Source organism: Enterococcus sp. H57, assembly GCF_003112495.1.
Classification (GTDB): domain Bacteria; phylum Bacillota; class Bacilli; order Lactobacillales; family Enterococcaceae; genus Enterococcus_B; species Enterococcus_B faecium.
In genome coordinates this window covers 1-16,942 of sequence record NZ_BEHC01000037.1, presented here as the reverse complement: position 1 = coordinate 16,942, position 16,942 = coordinate 1, and the positions used below count along the sequence as shown (strand labels likewise).

Genomic DNA, 16,942 nt, shown 5'->3' with positions numbered 1-16,942 from the left:
TTTTATGCTTTTTTCTTAACGTGCCGGATTTTTCTTGATTCCTTCGTTGTTTGATTCAGTGAAATCGATCAGACCTAAGTTTCCGTCAATCAGCCCACTGTCGCCCGTCAAACTCAAAATATGACGAGAAGCATCAAAACGTATATTCATATGCTCATCTAAGTCTGCCAACGAATATCCCTTTACTAATATCTCTCCTAGATTGCTTGGGATAGATTGGTCATAACTTTCTGTCGACATATCTGATCCAATGATTCCAAGGGTGAATTGAACTTGCATGTGGATCATTGCATGCTGAGAATACGGACCTACTCCATCTTCGAATGTTAATATTAGTTTGTTTTCAGGTGCTAGATGCTGCTTTATTTCAGCAGCAGAAGCATCATCAAATCGGATCTCCATTTGAATCGCCTTCTTTGTATATGTTGGATTGATTGCGATTTCATTATAGAACCTTGTGAATCAAATAGCAATTTCTTTTGCTTTCTTCTCTTGTCTGCTGGAAACTTCCTTTATCCCGTATTTTAAAAAAGAACTGCGAGAGTTCGCAGTTCTTTTTTAGAATAAACGGTGTTCAAAAGCCAGTTTCTCGGTATTAAGCCAAATTTATGCAAAAATGTGGAAAGCCATTTTCACAAAATTTTTCTTAATACTCGAAACTAAACAGCTTTTTCATCACTTCTTATGGATAAATTCGGTTCAACAAACGTGGGAATGGAATAGCTTCACGCACATGGTCGATACCAGCAATCCAAGTGACTGTTCGTTCAAGACCTAGACCAAAACCAGAGTGCGGAACAGAACCGTATTTACGTAAATCAAGGTACCATGAATATTCTTTTTCATCCAAACCGTGATTACGGATTTGTTCTAACAAGAAATCATAGTCCGTTGCCCGTTCGCTTCCGCCAATGATTTCACCGTAGCCTTCTGGTGCGATCATATCTGCACAGATCACCACGTCTTCTCTTGTTGGATGTGGTTTCATGTAGAATGGCTTGATGGCTTTTGGATAGTTTAGGATAAAGACAGGTTGTTCGAATGAATTTGCAATGAACGTTTCATGAGGTGAACCAAAATCTTCGCCCCATTCGATGTCATCAAATCCATTTTTCTTCAGTAATTCGATTGCATCATCGTAAGTAATACGAGGGAATGGCAATTTTGTATAAGTTTTTAAGACTTCTTTGTCTCGTCCTAGTACATCCAATGCGTATTCGCAATGATCTAAAACATTTTGTACTAAGAAGGCTACATATTGCTCCTGTACTTCTAAACTTTCTTCTTGGTGAGTGAAGGCCATTTCTGGTTCGATCATCCAGAATTCAATCAAGTGACGGCGTGTCTTTGATTTTTCAGCACGGAAAGTCGGACCGAATGAAAAGACTTTTCCGAAAGCCATAGCAGCAGCTTCCATATATAATTGGCCACTTTGAGATAAATAGGCTTTTTGATCAAAGTAGTTTGTTTCGAATAGATCCGTTGTGCCTTCTGGTGCTGAACCAGTCAAGATTGGCGGATCGATTTTGACAAAATGATGTTGATTAAAGAATTCATACGTTGCACGAATGATTTCATTTCTGATTTGCATGATCGCATGTTGTCTTGAAGAACGTAGCCATAAATGACGATGATCCATCAAGAAATCTGTTCCGTGTTCTTTTGGTGTGATCGGATAATCGTGGCTCTCGCTTACTACTTCCACATTTGTAATCCCGATTTCATAACCGAATTTTGAACGGCTGTCTTCACGGATTTCTCCAGTTACTAGCACAGATGTTTCTTGGTGCAGATTTTTAGCTGTTTGGAAAACTTCTTCTGGCACTTCGCTTTTTACCACTACCCCTTGGAAGAAGGCTGTTCCGTCCCTTAATTGTAAAAATGCGATTTTTCCGCTTGATCGTTTATTTGCGACCCAAGCGCCGATTGTTACTGTTTCTCCCACATGGTTTTTCGAATCGATGATTTGAATTTGTTCCACGTATGACTCTCCTTTTATATTCCTTGAATTTCTTCAGGATTAATTTTGACTTTTACTCTCAATAAATTGCTTGATTCTGCGTACCGCTTCTTCTAACGTAGCACGATCAGTCGCATAACTCATGCGGACATTCTCTGGTGCCCCAAAGCCTTCGCCAGTCACAAGTGCTACCCCTGTTTCTTCTAAAAGATCTTCTACCCATTGTGTGACATTCTCATACTTACACATGCGTAGCGTTTCTTTTACATTAGGAAAAAGATAAAAAGCTCCTTGCGGCTTTTCAAGAGAAACACCTGGCAGTTCTGCCACAAGCGGATATAACGTATTCAGGCGTTCTTCAAAGGCGTTCCGCATTTCTTCCACTGTATCTTGCTCACCTTTCAATGCTTCAACAGCTGCATATTGACTGACTGCTGTCGGATTGCTAGTTGATTGGGAAGCAACAGCGATCATTCCATTGATAATTTCAGGATTCCCAACCGCATAACCGATGCGCCAGCCTGTCATCGCATAGGTCTTAGACACGCCATTGATGATGATGGTCTGATTTTTGATTGCTTCTGAAATCGTTGCAATTGGAGTAAACTCATTGCCATTATAAACTAAACGACCATAAATATCATCAGCAACTATCAAAATATCATTTTTTACTGCCCATTCACCGATTGCCTGAAGTTCATTCTTGCTATAAATCATTCCAGTCGGATTCGATGGAGAATTGATGATTACGGCTTTTGTTTTTTCTGAACGTGCTTGTTCTAGCTGTTCAACAGTAACTTTCCAGCTATTGGATTCTTCCCCTTTCACAAAGACAGGAAGTCCTTCTGCCAGTTTTACTTGCTCACCATAACTGACCCAATAAGGCACAGGAATGATGACTTCATCTTGCGGGTCAAGGATCGTTTGGAAAAGGGTATACAAAGCAAATTTAGCTCCGTCTGTTACGACTGTTTGTGAAGGTTCATAGACAAGTCCATAGTTTTTCTTCAGATAATCAACGATTGCCTGTCGAAGCTCTGGGATTCCTGCTGTTGGTGTATAATAGCTAGCTTTCCCGTTGCGGATTGCTTCGATTGCTGCTTCTTGGATGTTTTCTGGTGTCGCAAAATCCGGTTCTCCCACAGTCAAACTCAGCACATCTCTGCCTTTTGCTTTTAATGCCTTGGCCTTTGCCGCAGCTGCCAAAGTGACAGACGGTTCTAATCGTTTTGTTCTTTTTGATAACTCCATCCCATTCATTCCTTTACCTTTTAAATTCCCTTGATTGTCTTGACTTCATCTCCAGATTCAAAGCCAATCAGGTAATAATTCAGTTTCCCATTTGTTTCTTTTCCTACTACTTCCCACACAGGCTGATCATCATACATCCCTAAAGCAGCTTTTTCGATTTGGATTTCAGGATGGGCCGCAGCAATTGTCTGTTTTGCTTCGTTTTCAGTCAGTCCCTTTGTTTGATCCAATACTTTTACTTTTTCACCAGATTTAGGAATGATAACGGCGATTTCTTTTCCTTTATCATTTGTACCTGTCAGTGAAAAGTATGTCTTCTTTCGAGTAAACCAATAAAAATGATCGGTTTCCTCAAGATTTGCATATTTCTTTGCGATTTCTACTGCTTCTTTCTTCGCCTGCACCGCCGGACGACTGGAACGCAAGTAAAAAATCGAGCTGATCACGATGACCGCTAATAAAAATACGATCAAGCCAAGTAACACGCGATTAATCGTTTTTTCCTTTGTCTGTTTTTTCTTCAAGGGTCGTCGCTCCTTTATCTTCATTCCTTTTCATTATAGCAGATTTTAATTATGAAAAAAGACAGCTCCTCTAACTTCCTTCTTCATTTTTCTTTAAGAATTCATGGATATCCTGATAGATTTCCTCCATAGCTAGCTCTTTGATCGGTACTTTTTTCGGTAATGCATGGATGATCCGTGCGCCATATTTTGCAGTGACTAGTCTTCGATCCAAAATAAGCAATACGCCACGATCTGTCTCCGTCCTTATCAAGCGACCTAATGCTTGGCGTAACTTCAAAGCTGCTTTAGGTACGGATTCCTGGTAAAAAGGATTGATCCCCTCTGATTCTAAATAAGCGTTCCTAGCTTTGACCATCGGGCGAAGCGGATTATCGAAGGGTAAACGTGTGACTACAACGATCTGCAAAGCATCTCCAGGCAAATCTACACCTTCCCAAAAGCTGTCAGCGCCAAACAATACGCTTTTTTCTGACAAAATGAAGCGTTTCAAAAGCTTCTCCCGGCTTCCACCAAACCCTTGAGCTAGTATTTCTCGTCCTTTTTCTAGCATAGACAGATGCATTTTCTGATAGACCTTCTGCAAAACATCATGAGAAGTGAATAACACAAGTATTGGCCGATCTTCTTGTTCGATCAGACCTGTAAGTGATGTCTCTAAATAATCGATATATGCTTGATTGCTGACTTGATGGACGGCAGGTGCCTCTTTTGGCACATAGATCCTTGCCTGTTTCTCATAATCATAAGGAGAGGCAATCACTTTAAGAGGTGCTGCTTCAATGCCAAGCCGCTTAGAGAGATAGTGTCGATTAGGGCCGATCTTCAACGTTCCTCCAATATAAAGAATACGATCATATCGAGGATACCAAACAGTCGACGGCAACATAGCCGCTTGAAAATCATGGAGATGAAAAATCATCTGCTGCGCTGTGTTCCCAGGAACGAACCAATGGATCAAATGATCTCGCCAGTCTTCCAGCCATTGATCCATCAGCAAGTATTGCTTGTCTAATTGATCAAATAAGCTATATAAACTTGCTAAATCGATCCGCATCTGGTTGGTCCAACTTTCTTGGATAATCTCAAAAGTCAAGCGCATCTGTGATTGTAGTTGTTGGATCTCTTGATAAAAAAGTTGCAGATGATCCATTGCTGTTCCAGATTCCAGTGGCAGCTGATCCAACATTTCTTTTGTCATCATGACTTCTTCTGGATATTGTCCGTTAGGCTGCTTGCTGCTTACTAAGTTCATTAATCCCTCTGCCACACAAATCTGCGCTTCGCATAGTGCAGAGAGTTCTTCTCGATAAATCGACAACCAGCGCAAGGCTTCATGTTCCTTCGGCAAATAACTTTGTATGCGGTCAAATAACTGATTCGGCTCTTCCAGTTGTTGGATTTGTTTATGGAAGTAGTTAATACTTAGTCGTTTGTCATTTACTTTTTCAGCAATTTCCGGCAAATGATGCACTTCATCAATCAACAAATAAGGACTAGCTGGAAGCAATGGTTCTTTTCGCTGTGTTTCTTGTACTAAAAATGCATGGTTGACTATCAAAAAATTGCTTTGTTTGATTTTCTTTTGCAAGAAACGCACAAAGTCTTGTTTGTAAAACGACTGATTCCTTGCTAAAAACCCAGTGCCTCTGTGCGCGACATCTGCAAAGAATGCATGGTTCAGATTGGTTAAATGTAATTCATCCAAATCACCGGTCTTCGTTTGTGTTAGCCAAACTAAGACAGCCATTTGGTACAACGCATATTGTTTTTGTCCCGGCGGTTCCACAAGTGTACCTTTAAAACGCTGTAAATCAATATAGTGGCGATAGCTTTTGATAATCACAGGTTGTATCGGCTGATCTAGCAATTGATTCAGTAATGGAATGTCTTTTTCCATGATCTGCTGCTGCAAAACAAGCGAAACGGTGCTGATGACAGCTGGTTTTTCAGGTGTAGCCAAATAACTCAAAGGCAACAGATAACCAATCGTTTTGCCCATTCCTGTAGCTGCTTCGATCATCAAATCTTTTGATTCATCTTTTGTGAAATGGTCGTAGACAGCATTCATCAGCCTGTTCTGTTCTTTTCGATACATCAGTGTTTTACCAAACATTTTTTCTTTTGCTTGTTTTTTTCTTGGATATGTCCGCTCGCCATAATGGACGGATGTGAATAGCTCCACTTCTTTTTTCTGCAAAGCTAGCCCATCGATGATTTCTAATGAGAGATCAAGGGGCTCCGGGTTTTCTTTCATTTCTTCAAGCACGTGGTAAATGAAACGACTCGTATCCATTCCTGTATGGCTACTTAATCGTGCAATCTGCTCTAATGTGATGATCGGCAATTTCCTCATTCGTTCTTCGATCAGTAAAAGAAGCTGACCTGTCACTTCGGCATCACTATCCGCCTGATGAGGATTCTCATGAATAAAGCCAAGGCTTTCTGACAAATCAGCTAAGCGAAAACTTGGTTCCGTCGGCAAGAAAATTTGTGCAAGTTCTACGGTATCGATGCCCGGTATCTTCAAACTAGGAAGTCCGCATCGCATGAGTTCATGGTTCAAAAAATTATAATCAAAATAAATATTATGCGCGACAAATATGGTGTCTGCCAAAAGATTGTAAATCGTTTGGGCGACATCTTCAAAATAAGGCGCTTTTTGGACGCGTTGATTCGTGATCCCTGTTAAATGCTGGATTTGTTTTGAAATCTTCCGCCCTGGATGAATATCGATCGAAAAACGTGAAGTGATCCGACCAGCTTCAATCATGACGCAGCCAAATTGGATGATCCGATCTTCTTTTGGATTCGTCCCAGTCGTCTCGATATCAACGACTGCATAAGTTCTTGGTTTCAAAATATCTTCCTCTTCTCCTGCCTCTAATGTTCTTTTGAAATTATACTACAAAGTGCAGAAAAATACTCTCATCGCTTTTTAAGGAAAAAAAGACAAAAAAGCCCAGACACATAAATGTCTGGACTTTTATTTTTAATATAGGTAAATTAAGCTTTAGTAACGTTTGTTGCTTGAGGTCCGCGTTGACCTTCTTCAACGTCGAAAGTTACTGCTTGGCCTTCTTCTAAAGTTTTGAATCCGTCGCCTTGGATAGCTGAGAAATGAACGAATACATCGTTTCCGTTTTCTGCAGTGATGAATCCAAATCCCTTTTCTGAGTTAAACCATTTTACTGTACCTGTTTCCATAATAAAAATCCTCCTTGTGTTTCAACACATATTTTGCAATTACTTGAATGGTGTATATCTGGAAGATGTTTATTTGAAACAAGCTACCACAGATTACCGAACAAAAACTACTTCTACAGTATATCATACCGTTTACAAAAACGCTAGAGTTTTTCGATATTTTTTTATAAAAAAATGTTTTCTCAGCGATTACATCAAGTGAAAAACCGAACTTTCTTAATGACAAACGTTCTATTGTTCAGATACCCCTCTTTCGATCCATTGCACCTCTTTAAACTAAAAAATTATTCTATCTGACTATTTATTGTTTCTGTTTCAACGGTTGAGGATGGGGAAGACTCTTTAGTAGGTCTGATGTTCTCATGGTATTTCTGATAGCCTATGACAGTGACCAGAAGAACAAGACAAACCAATACGATCAACGAGATTAATTTTTCTTTTTTGTTCATACCTATACCTCATAAATGACAGGATGATGCCCATCATATTTCTGAGCATGGGTAACAGCAAAAGCTGCAGCTGTTGAATGGAAGAAATGCCAGCAACTTTCGTAATCACATGACGGACAATACCAAAAATAACCAAACCTTGGCTGCAAAGCCCGTTCTTCTGTTTCAGGGAACGCAGAATCAAACGCTGATGTCTGCGCATAAATATTTTTGTACATACGTGCGCCTGTGCTTAGAGAACGCTGTGTTTCTTCTGCAAAAACTGGTTGACTTGTTAAACTTAGGGATAGAGACAGCAAACACCATAACAGTCTTTTTTTCATAAAGATCTCCTTATCGATAAGTTTTTCCCAATTAAAATCATATCTCAAGAACGACCGTTATTTGCATTTCATTCATAAATGGTGTTTTTTGTATCATAATCGTCAAAAAAGAGGTCGTGACGATGTCACGACCTCTTGATAAACGATGTTCCAGAAGTAACTTCTTCGGAAATAAGCCGAAATTTCACAAAAATTTGAGAAATAATTTTCGTAAATCTATTCTTATTCTTGATGCAGAACAGCTTTTTCTCTCTAATACTCAGATAAAAACACTGATTTCACAACCTCTTTAATAACGAAGAATCGCTGTCAGACTCTTTTCATCTGGCGCATCTTTTTGATCCAAAATAAACACTTTCCCACCATTAATAATCACATCGTCTGCCAAAGCATTCAGCACTTGACGCCGATCATATTCTGTTTCAGGATCTTCTCCGAAACCATCAGCTAAGTTTGACGTAGCGATAAACAAATGGGATACTTTTCCTTCTTTCGCAGCTGGAACGATATCAACTAACTGATCGATGAATTTCTTATCTAAAAGTTTATTGTACTCTTTTGATTCTTGGGCTGCTAGTTCACTTGACAGCTTCTTCGCTCCTTCTTCGATATCTCTAAAGGATAGTTGTGCTGGAGAAGCAGAAATCGCAACGTCTGCACAATAGTAAGGATTTTTGGCGATTTTTTTGAACATCGTCTGATTTTCTGGTAGAGCGAATAAATAAATCGGCCATTGTTCAGGATTTTCGAAAGAATCCTTCAAGTACGTATCAACTGCTTGGTAATAGTTGACCCAATCGATCTCTACTTCTTCATCTTTTGGATTCACGCCATGGAAAGTAACGCCATCTCGGGCACCGCCTCCTCCATTAGAAGAGAAGTTCAAACCGCCACCTGTCAGTTCAGATCCCAATGCAGTAACAACATCGACCGGTGCCCCTTCTGGTAGAGACACTTCTTTTACTTGTTTGTTGCTGACTTCATACAATTTCATGGAGTCGCGGTTCAATCCCAACAGATAATAGGAATAGTTGAACTGTCCATTTTTGATAATGGCCAGTAAATAAGGAAGATCACTTACATAATATTGATCGTCTACCGGGATACTCAAACGATGTATATAGGTTTGATCAGCAGTTATAATGACCGCTACACTCGTAGTTGCACTACGCCAAAACGAAGGATCTCCTAACAAATTTTCAATTTTTTCTTGGAACGGGGACCAGTCATGCTCGGAATATTTTTTTTCAAAACGTTTCTTTGCTTCTTTTGCAAAATTTTTGAATTTGATTTGATCTTTTTCCACATCTTGATGTGCGACATGCGTATTCAGCATGATCGTGACGAACGGTCCTTTAGCGCCTTCTGAAGTCAATTGTGACAGTAGTTCTTTATCCTTTTTTGCCATAAATGTACCCCTCCTAAAAAAATCATTCCTTTGTGTCTATCTAAAGTCTACCACAACACTATTTTTCCATACAATAAAACGTATCTAAAAAAATAAAACGGTTTCTTTAGTTGGGTATTTTGCAATTTTTTTAAGTTATCTTCATAATTTCCTCAATTATTTGGGTATAGTCTTCAACTATTCTTCATGAAAGGCTGTTAAACTAAGAAAAAGAATAAAAGAGGTGGACCTTATGCATTTGATTATGATTTTTAGTTTATTAAGTATCATCAGCTTGTTTGCTTTCAGCGCTTCCCGCTTATTAGAGGCGGAAACACAGCCTGTTCCTATAAAAGTACGAAAAAATGACCGCTAACCTTTTCATAACGCGCGTTCTTATCCTAAAGTTTTTTTCAGAAACATTGAAACTCTCTTCCCTCTCTGATAAAATTTTAATTTGTAGCGAAACAAATTAAATACAAGGAGATCGGATATGTCCATAAAAAAAACACGTCTAGTCCTATTATTGGCTAGTCTCATTCTTTGCCTTGCTTCTTTTCTACCATCTGTTGCTGTGCAAGCTGAAGATACTTTCAAAGTAAATGCAAAAGCAGCCTTTGCTGTAGATGCGCAAAGCGGTAAGATTCTTTATGATCAAGATGGAGAAAAAACCATGGGGATCGCTTCAATCACAAAAATCATCGGTCTTTACATCGTCCTTGATCAAGTAAAAGAAGGGAAACTATCATGGGATGATAAAGTTTCAATTTCAGATTATGCAGAAAATTTGAGTGTCACCCCAGATTTATCAAATGTTCCTTTGCATAAAGAAAACACCTACACCGTTAAAGAATTATTCGACTCTGCAATCATCCAGTCAGCCAACGCTTCAATGGTTGCCTTGGCAGAAAAAATCTCTGGCAGCGAAGCAAAATTCACTGAACGAATGAAAGAACAATTGAAAGATTGGGGTATCAAAGATGCAACGATCGTTAATGCATCAGGACTGAATAACTCTTATCTTGGCGAAAACCGACCAGAAGGTACTGGAGAAAACGACGAAAATCAAATGTCTGCTCAAGATGTGGCTATCGTTGCCCGTCATTTGATCTTGGATTTTCCAGAAATACTGGATGTATCTAGCACTACGACACAAATGTTTGGCGAAAACACGCAATCACCAGTAGAAATGGTCAACTGGAACTGGATGCTCCCAGGATTCGTGAATTATAAAGAAGGCGTGGACGGATTAAAAACTGGTACGACTGAACTTGCAGGAGCCTGTTTCGTCGGTACGATCACTAAAAACGATCAACGAATCATCACTGTCGTATTGAATGCAGACGGCCATGCGGAAAACCCAAGTGCCCGTTTCAATGAAACAGCTCGCTTAATGGATTATTGCTACGACAATTGGTCAGAAAAAGAGCTTGGAAAAGCCAATGCAAGTATCCCTAGTCTAAAAACCATTGATGTAAAAGACGGGAAAGAATCAACAGTGCCCGTTGTGCTTAAAAGTCCTGTAAAAGTATGGGTACGGAACGATATGGATACTGGAAAATTAACAATCACACCAACTCTTGACAAAAAACAAGTCACTGACAATGAGATCCAAGCACCTATGGATAAAGGAACAAAAATCGGTACCGCTACGATCACCTTGGCAGACGATAAATTAGGTTATTTAGAAGATAACAATGCGCCATCGACAGAGATCATTACGGATAAAACAGTGGAAAAAGCGAATATGTTCGTGATTGGCTGGCGACGCGTCGCAGAATTTTTCGGCAACTTGTTTTAATTGAACAATAAGAAAAGCATCTTTCCATCGGAAAGATGTTTTTTTGCTTTTTCTAGTTTAATAACAGCTTTTTCCATCTATTTTCGTTATACTGTATAAGAAAAAGGAGTTGAATTTATGAATCTAACCAGAGATCTGATCTTTTTAGTTCTCTATCTTATTGGGGTATTCTCTATCGTTTATTGGCGAAAACAGAAGAAGGATCCTTCCTTGTTCTTTTACGGCAGTACGTGGACATTTACGGTAATCTTAACTTATTTTGTCGTGTTGGAAATTTTTTATTCGACCTTTTATTTTTTGATTCCATTGTTGTTCTTTAGTATCTTTGCTTTTTCTTATTTCACAGAAAAACGAAGGCTGCTGAATGGTCTTTTATTCAATGTTTTCCTCATCAGTTTCGGCATCTACTTGTTTGTCTTGCTGTATGAAACGCAAAATATTTTCCTTGGCGGACTGATCGCCTTGATCACGATTCCATTGCTACTTGTCCTTTTATTTGGTATTTATGGATTGATTGTTTTTCTTTTTTGGAACGGGGTCACAGTTTTACGTAGAGAATCGCATTCATTAGCTAATCTTTTAACGTTGATACTAGCCATTTTTCTTACACTGTTTCTTGTTTTTGACTTTTTCTTGTTAAAATATTTGCCGCAATGGATAAATGCTTTGTTTTTCTGCGTTCCCCTGATCTTGATCTATCTATTTATCGTATTCTACAACTTTTTGACTGTCTCATTCTTGTATCAGTTCAACCGGCCTCGATACAATCAAGACTTCATCGTTGTGTTAGGCGCTGGGTTGATCAATGGAGAAACAGTTTCTCCTCTTCTAGCCAAGCGAATCAATAAGGCGATTGCTTTTTATCGGGCTCAAAGCCGTGCTACATTAAATCCGCCCATCTTATTGATGTCTGGCGGGCAAGGAGCAGACGAAAAAGTACCAGAGGCCATTGCGATGAAACAATATGCCATGGAACAAGGAATCCCTGAAAGAGACATTCTTGTCGAAACCAATTCGACAACCACTTTGGAGAACATGCTCTATTCAAAGGAAATCATGGATCAGCAAATGAAAGGGCCATACCGCGTGATCTTTAGTTCCAACAATTACCACATTTTTAGAGCCGGTCTTTATGCGCGTCAAGCCAAATTGAAAGCAAATGGTATTGGTGCAAAAACAGCTTTCTACTACTTGCCTAATGCGTTTTTAAGAGAATACATCGCCATCTTGATGATGAACAAAAAAAGACATATGATCATTTGCGGATTGCTTTTCGCAGGCTCCGCATTCTTATCGCTGATTACTTTACTTTTCTAAAAAAACAAGGTGTGACAAAACATATGTCACACCTTGTTTTTTTCTTTCATTCTCTTAACTATTGGCAAAAAGAGTATCCCTTTTTTGACCGCTACTTGCTGAGCAGAATAAATACCGCTGTTGCCTGAACACATAAAGCTGATCAAGCAGATCATAAAGAAGTATACTGCAGCTTGTGAACCGAACAATTCGATCCCCATCACAAAACAGGCAATCGGTGTATTTGTCGCACCAGAAAATACTCCGATAAAGCCCAATCCTGCAAGAAAAGGAACAGAAACATGGAGCAAAGGCGCTACTGCTGCACCAAGCGTTGCACCAATTTCAAACAATGGTGTCACTTCTCCCCCTTGATATCCCGCGCCTAAAGACAAAACTGTGAAGAATAACTTCCCAATAAAATCATAGACATGTACCTGTCCATTAAATGATTCTTGAAGTAACGGAAGACTCAATCCGAGATAACGTTGTGTTTGCAAAATCAATGCTGCTGCCACAACTACAGCTCCACCTATCGTATTTCGCCAAATAGGATGAGGAATCCATTGTGCATATCGCGCTTTTAAAAAGACGATCGAACGGCTGAATACCCAGCCAATCAAACCAAAAGCAATCCCAGCAACAAAAACTTTGAAGAACAGCAACATACTCCATTCAGGAATCACACCCATTTGGTAATGTAGATGAGAAACACCATAGCTTTCTGTCATGAAATTTGCAAACAGTGCAGCAAAGAAGCTAGGGAAGATCGCTTCTGTTCGGACTTTTCCGATTGCCAACACTTCTAATCCAAATAATGTTCCAGCTAAAGGTGTGCCAAATACAGAACTAAAACCCGCACTGATTCCACTGATAATCAAGATTTCCCGTTCTGATTTATCCAATCGGAACAAACGTGCTGTATTATCTGCTAACGCTCCCCCCATTTGGACTGCTGTTCCTTCACGGCCAACAGATCCCCCAAATAAATGGGTAGTTATGGTTCCAAACAGTGTAAGTGGAATAAGTCGCAACGGGATTTTTTCTTCTCCACCATTTCCTTGATCGATCACTAAGTTGTTTCCACGACTAGAAAGACCGCCGTGATACGCATAGAGATAAGCAAAAAGCGCACCACTAACTGGTAGTAGATAAAGGAGCCAAGGATGTGATAGTCGGATATCTGTCACAACTGTCAAGCTATTTAAGAAAAAAGCAGATAAGCTCCCCATGAATATACCGAGAATCGCTGTGATCACCAGCCACTTCAGCATATACACTAAAATGCGCATTGGACTCGGTAATTGTTTTTCCATAAAAAATTCCTCCTCAATAAAAAAACGCCTACTAAAGAAAGGGGCTGTCCCCAGACTTTAGTAGGCGTCATTAGCTATCTTTCGTTAGCATTTAAAGGCGAACACCATCACCTATTCACTTCCATTAAAAGATAGCATATTTTTCTGTAAAAAACAATAAAATTATCGTTCTTTCTTTACACGTTCAGCAAATTCATAGAAAGGAGCCAATTTCGTTAACTGTTGATTACATTGGTCACTATCATGACAAATATAATTCCCCTTTTTCGTATACGTGCCATCAGAACCTGCTTTCGTTGTAGAAAGAAAAAGCGAAACATTCGATGTTTTCTGACAGATTGCACAGATTCCCTTATTTACCGTTGGTGATAAAGTACCACTAATCCCTTTTAATTTTTCATCTTCGTAATAGACCATGAATTTTTTCTGCGTACCTGGATCATTCCAGCCGATGTACGTATGTTCTTGCAAGTCGATTTCATTCCAAGCTGGTTGTTTGAGTTTTTTCACTTTTCGGAATAATTTCTCGATTTGTGGTTTGCTAGGCTGCATAAACGGCTGAACGATTTGCTTCAGCTCCTCCAATGCTCTTTCTGCTTGCGCTTTTGTCAGTTTTACGTCTAAAACTGTCGTTAAAAATGTATCGATTTCTGGCAGTTCGTGATCTAATATGTCTCGAATCTTTTCAGCTGCTAGTGCCTGAACTGTTTGCACCGTTTTTGGATCATTGACAGATGAGTACGCATTTAATAACTGTTCTACTTCTCTTTTTATAAAAAAATATTGGTATGGTTTTATCGTTTGTTCCATGATTTTAAAGTCCTTTCTTCTAACCAAAGTGCATACTTTGTAGAAAAAAGTGATCTTCTGCAAAGTATGTGTTACCTGAAGATCCCGGACTCTTTTAAATAAGATACGTTTTGCATCTTATCATCACCCCCTTTAATGCTTATTCTTCTATGTACATGATTCATTCGATAAATAAAAGTAAACCGTATCTTGAACAGATAGTCAACTGCAAACAGAAAAAAGGACTGTGACAAAAGTCGTGTCAAAGTCCCTTGTTTCGAATGAATGGTGTTCAAAAGCTTGCATCTGCGGTAATAAGCCGAAACTTCACAAAAATTTGAGAAGTAATTTTCGTAAATTCCTTCTTATTTCTTGAAGCTGACCACTTCTGTCACAACCTCAATATGGTCTATTATTGGTTTTACCTGTTAAATCGAGGATTCTTTCCCAAAGTAACGTTGCCATCTCTTACGCATACTTGCAGACATGGGTTGAGCCGCTTCTTTGACTGCGCAGTATTTGTCCACGAATGTCACAATATATCCTTCTTTATACTTAGGCGGTGCGATCGTTGCACCCCACATGTGCTTCAAAATGATATCTCGCTCAAGATCCGACAAATCGGTGATTTTTTCTGCATTCTTTACAGCAATTCTTGGATGGATATACGCATGTGTCCCCTCGTCAAATTTCGTCGTACGCCAATCATAGTAGAACAGATCATGCAAAAGTCCAGCACGCGCTGTTGCTTTAGCATTGCCACCCCATTTTTTTGCGAGCAGATAACTATAGTAAGAAACACTGATGGAATGCTCCAAACGAGTGGAATGAACATGCTGTGTGTAATTCGCTAATTTTTTCACTGCTTCTGTTTCTAAAAGATCTTGTACATAAGACATATATTCTTCGTCTTCACGCCATTTTTCTGTCATAATTATCGATCTGCCACCTTTTTGAATTTCATTTTCTTCTGAAATTGATTTAAGTATACCACCAGTGTTCGGATTATTCTAGTTGCTCTAGATAAAATAGCTAAAGCTTAATAGTTCCTTAATCATAAAGAAAAATGATAAAGAACGATCCCTGCTGCGACTCCGACATTCAATGATTCCGCATTTCCTTTCATTGGGATATATACGTTCTGATCAGTCAAAGACAAGATTTCCTGACTTACTCCCTGACCTTCGTTTCCCATGATTATAGCGAAATCCTCTGTTTTTTCTACTTTGTCTAATGCATGTGCTTCTTCATTTAATTCTGTACCGTACACCGTAAACCCTTTGCCTTTCATTACAGGGATCACTTCTGCCAAATCTTTTTGCAACACAGGCAAATGATAATTGCTTCCCTGCATGCTTCGCAGCACCTTTGTACTATAAATATCTGCCGTTCCTTTGCCTAATAAAACACCAGCCATATCAAATGCATCTGCCGTACGGATCATCGTCCCTACATTTCCAGGATCTTGTACATTATCTAATAACAGCCATCCTCCTGAAAAATCTGGCGTGCCTTCAGCCGTTAACGCCATCACTGCTAAGATTCCTTGTGGTGTAGGTAGATCCGATACAGCATCCATGACCTCATCCGAAACTAGAAAAGTAGAAATCTCTTTGTTTGCGGCCAGCCAGTCTCCCCATTCTTTCATGCCTCGCTGTGTCACAAAAAGTTCTTTTATTTCTGCATCAGACGACGCAGCTTCTTCAATCAGATGGAACCCTTCCAAAAGATATTCTTCCTTTTCTTCCCGATATTTCTTTTTATGTAGTTTTTTTAATTCTTTGATTCTTGGATTTTTTGCTGATTGGATCTCTTTCACATTCCTCACCTCCCCATGATTATATCATGGAATAGGTGCTTGAGCTTGTTTCATCCTAAAAAAATCGGTATCATTAATTTATAAAATAGGAAAGAAAGGTGACGAACATGCGCAAAGTTAAAATGAACGTCCAAGGACGCGTCCAAGGCGTAGGATTTCGCTACATGACCAAGATGGTCGCTGATCAACTAGGCGTGACTGGAACGGTAAAAAACGAAGACGACGGCTCAGTCACAATCGAAGCAATCGGCAATGACGACATCATCCAGAAATTTATTGAAGAAGTCAAGAAATCACCGAGCCCAAGTGGACGAGTGCAGTATGTGGATGTCCAAGAAGACCCGATGATTGAGGAACGAAAGAAATTTGATGTGGTGGGATAAGGTTGTGAAAAAGCTGGTCTGCATCAAGCATTAAGGACAGGTTGTGAAAAATAGCTCTCCATATTTTTCAACAGGCTGGACTTAATGCCGTAGATGCAAGCTTTTGAACACCGTCGATAAGGTTATTCTTGAGGCGCTTTGCCTCAAAAATTAAGGACAGCAGTGAAAAAGCTGATCTATCACTTGCAGTGAGTTCATTTGACTCCGCTTTTTCGGGCAGAAAAAAAGTTTTTAGTTTATTAAAGTAAGAAAGAAACACTTGGAATCATTCTACTTTTTCCTAGTATTTCTTTCTTGATTTTTTGTCTTTTTTTCAAAATTTTTCGCTACGTAAAAGAACGAATATTTTTCGTAAATTTTATATCTAATTTTTGATTATCCGTATAAACACTATACTTTCAAATATTTTGAAGTATAGAAAAGCACTCATTTTACCA

The 16,942-nt window shown here is 39.2% G+C and carries 16 protein-coding genes and 1 riboswitch; of the genes, 4 read left to right on the top strand and 12 right to left on the bottom strand.

Features of this window, described 5'->3' with window-relative positions; translation table 11 throughout:
- Positions 1–15: 15 nt before the first annotated feature.
- The 8 genes from DIZ30_RS08520 to DIZ30_RS08485 form a co-directional block, all read right to left on the bottom strand.
- A complete protein-coding gene (locus DIZ30_RS08520) occupies positions 16–402 on the bottom strand; it encodes an iron-sulfur cluster biosynthesis family protein (protein ID WP_002291773.1) in 387 nt (128 codons plus the stop codon).
- Positions 403–682: 280 nt separating this feature from the next.
- Positions 683–1,981, bottom strand: a complete 1,299-nt coding sequence (gene asnS, locus DIZ30_RS08515; RefSeq protein ID WP_002291771.1) for an asparagine--tRNA ligase — start codon at positions 1,979–1,981, stop codon at positions 683–685.
- A 39-nt stretch (positions 1,982–2,020) separates the two neighbouring features.
- A complete protein-coding gene (locus DIZ30_RS08510) occupies positions 2,021–3,211 on the bottom strand; it encodes a pyridoxal phosphate-dependent aminotransferase (protein WP_002335958.1) in 1,191 nt (396 codons plus the stop codon).
- 20 nt (positions 3,212–3,231) lie between these two features.
- Complete coding sequence (locus DIZ30_RS08505; RefSeq protein WP_002321579.1) at positions 3,232–3,759, bottom strand: DUF5590 domain-containing protein; 528 nt, start codon at positions 3,757–3,759, stop codon at positions 3,232–3,234.
- A gap of 46 nt (positions 3,760–3,805) precedes the next feature.
- A complete protein-coding gene (locus DIZ30_RS08500; RefSeq protein WP_047928417.1) occupies positions 3,806–6,595 on the bottom strand; it encodes a helicase C-terminal domain-containing protein in 2,790 nt (929 codons plus the stop codon).
- A 146-nt stretch (positions 6,596–6,741) separates the two neighbouring features.
- A complete protein-coding gene (locus tag DIZ30_RS08495; RefSeq protein ID WP_002288762.1) occupies positions 6,742–6,942 on the bottom strand; it encodes a cold-shock protein in 201 nt (66 codons plus the stop codon).
- Positions 6,943–7,393: 451 nt separating this feature from the next.
- Positions 7,394–7,714, bottom strand: a complete 321-nt coding sequence (locus DIZ30_RS08490) for a hypothetical protein (RefSeq protein WP_002291761.1) — start codon at positions 7,712–7,714, stop codon at positions 7,394–7,396.
- A 289-nt stretch (positions 7,715–8,003) separates the two neighbouring features.
- The gene (locus DIZ30_RS08485) at positions 8,004–9,122 is read right to left on the bottom strand and encodes a hypothetical protein (protein WP_002294874.1); all 1,119 of its coding nucleotides are present in this window, start codon (positions 9,120–9,122) and stop codon (positions 8,004–8,006) included.
- Positions 9,123–9,354: 232 nt separating this feature from the next.
- On the opposite strand from DIZ30_RS08485, the gene DIZ30_RS13855 reads away from it, so the two are divergent.
- From DIZ30_RS13855 to DIZ30_RS08475, 3 genes are all read left to right on the top strand, one after another.
- The gene (locus DIZ30_RS13855) at positions 9,355–9,477 is read left to right on the top strand and encodes a hypothetical protein (RefSeq protein WP_002294875.1); all 123 of its coding nucleotides are present in this window, start codon (positions 9,355–9,357) and stop codon (positions 9,475–9,477) included.
- Positions 9,478–9,594: 117 nt separating this feature from the next.
- Positions 9,595–10,902, top strand: a complete 1,308-nt coding sequence (locus tag DIZ30_RS08480) for a serine hydrolase (RefSeq protein ID WP_098188957.1) — start codon at positions 9,595–9,597, stop codon at positions 10,900–10,902.
- A 117-nt stretch (positions 10,903–11,019) separates the two neighbouring features.
- Complete coding sequence (locus DIZ30_RS08475) at positions 11,020–12,219, top strand: YdcF family protein (RefSeq protein WP_002337819.1); 1,200 nt, start codon at positions 11,020–11,022, stop codon at positions 12,217–12,219.
- Between the two features lie 26 nt (positions 12,220–12,245).
- On the opposite strand, the gene DIZ30_RS08470 is transcribed toward DIZ30_RS08475, so the two are convergent.
- The 4 genes from DIZ30_RS08470 to DIZ30_RS08450 all read right to left on the bottom strand — a co-directional run bounded on the left by DIZ30_RS08470 (position 12,246) and on the right by DIZ30_RS08450 (position 16,122).
- A complete protein-coding gene (locus DIZ30_RS08470) occupies positions 12,246–13,514 on the bottom strand; it encodes a voltage-gated chloride channel family protein (protein ID WP_098188956.1) in 1,269 nt (422 codons plus the stop codon).
- Positions 13,515–13,568: 54 nt separating this feature from the next.
- A riboswitch (Fluoride riboswitch) is annotated at positions 13,569–13,635 on the bottom strand.
- Positions 13,636–13,676: 41 nt separating this feature from the next.
- A complete protein-coding gene (locus DIZ30_RS08465) occupies positions 13,677–14,324 on the bottom strand; it encodes a FusB/FusC family EF-G-binding protein (protein ID WP_016628966.1) in 648 nt (215 codons plus the stop codon).
- A 407-nt stretch (positions 14,325–14,731) separates the two neighbouring features.
- A complete protein-coding gene (locus DIZ30_RS08455) occupies positions 14,732–15,235 on the bottom strand; it encodes an HD domain-containing protein (RefSeq protein ID WP_002289559.1) in 504 nt (167 codons plus the stop codon).
- A gap of 122 nt (positions 15,236–15,357) precedes the next feature.
- Entirely contained in the window at positions 15,358–16,122 is a 765-nt protein-coding gene (locus DIZ30_RS08450) for an RNA methyltransferase (RefSeq protein WP_098188955.1), read from the bottom strand.
- Between the two features lie 107 nt (positions 16,123–16,229).
- Here DIZ30_RS08450 and DIZ30_RS08445 point away from each other — a divergent pair, with 107 nt between their 5' ends.
- Positions 16,230–16,505, top strand: coding sequence for an acylphosphatase (locus DIZ30_RS08445; RefSeq protein ID WP_002289551.1), 276 nt, complete (start codon positions 16,230–16,232; stop codon positions 16,503–16,505).
- The last annotated feature ends 437 nt before the right edge of the window (positions 16,506–16,942 follow it).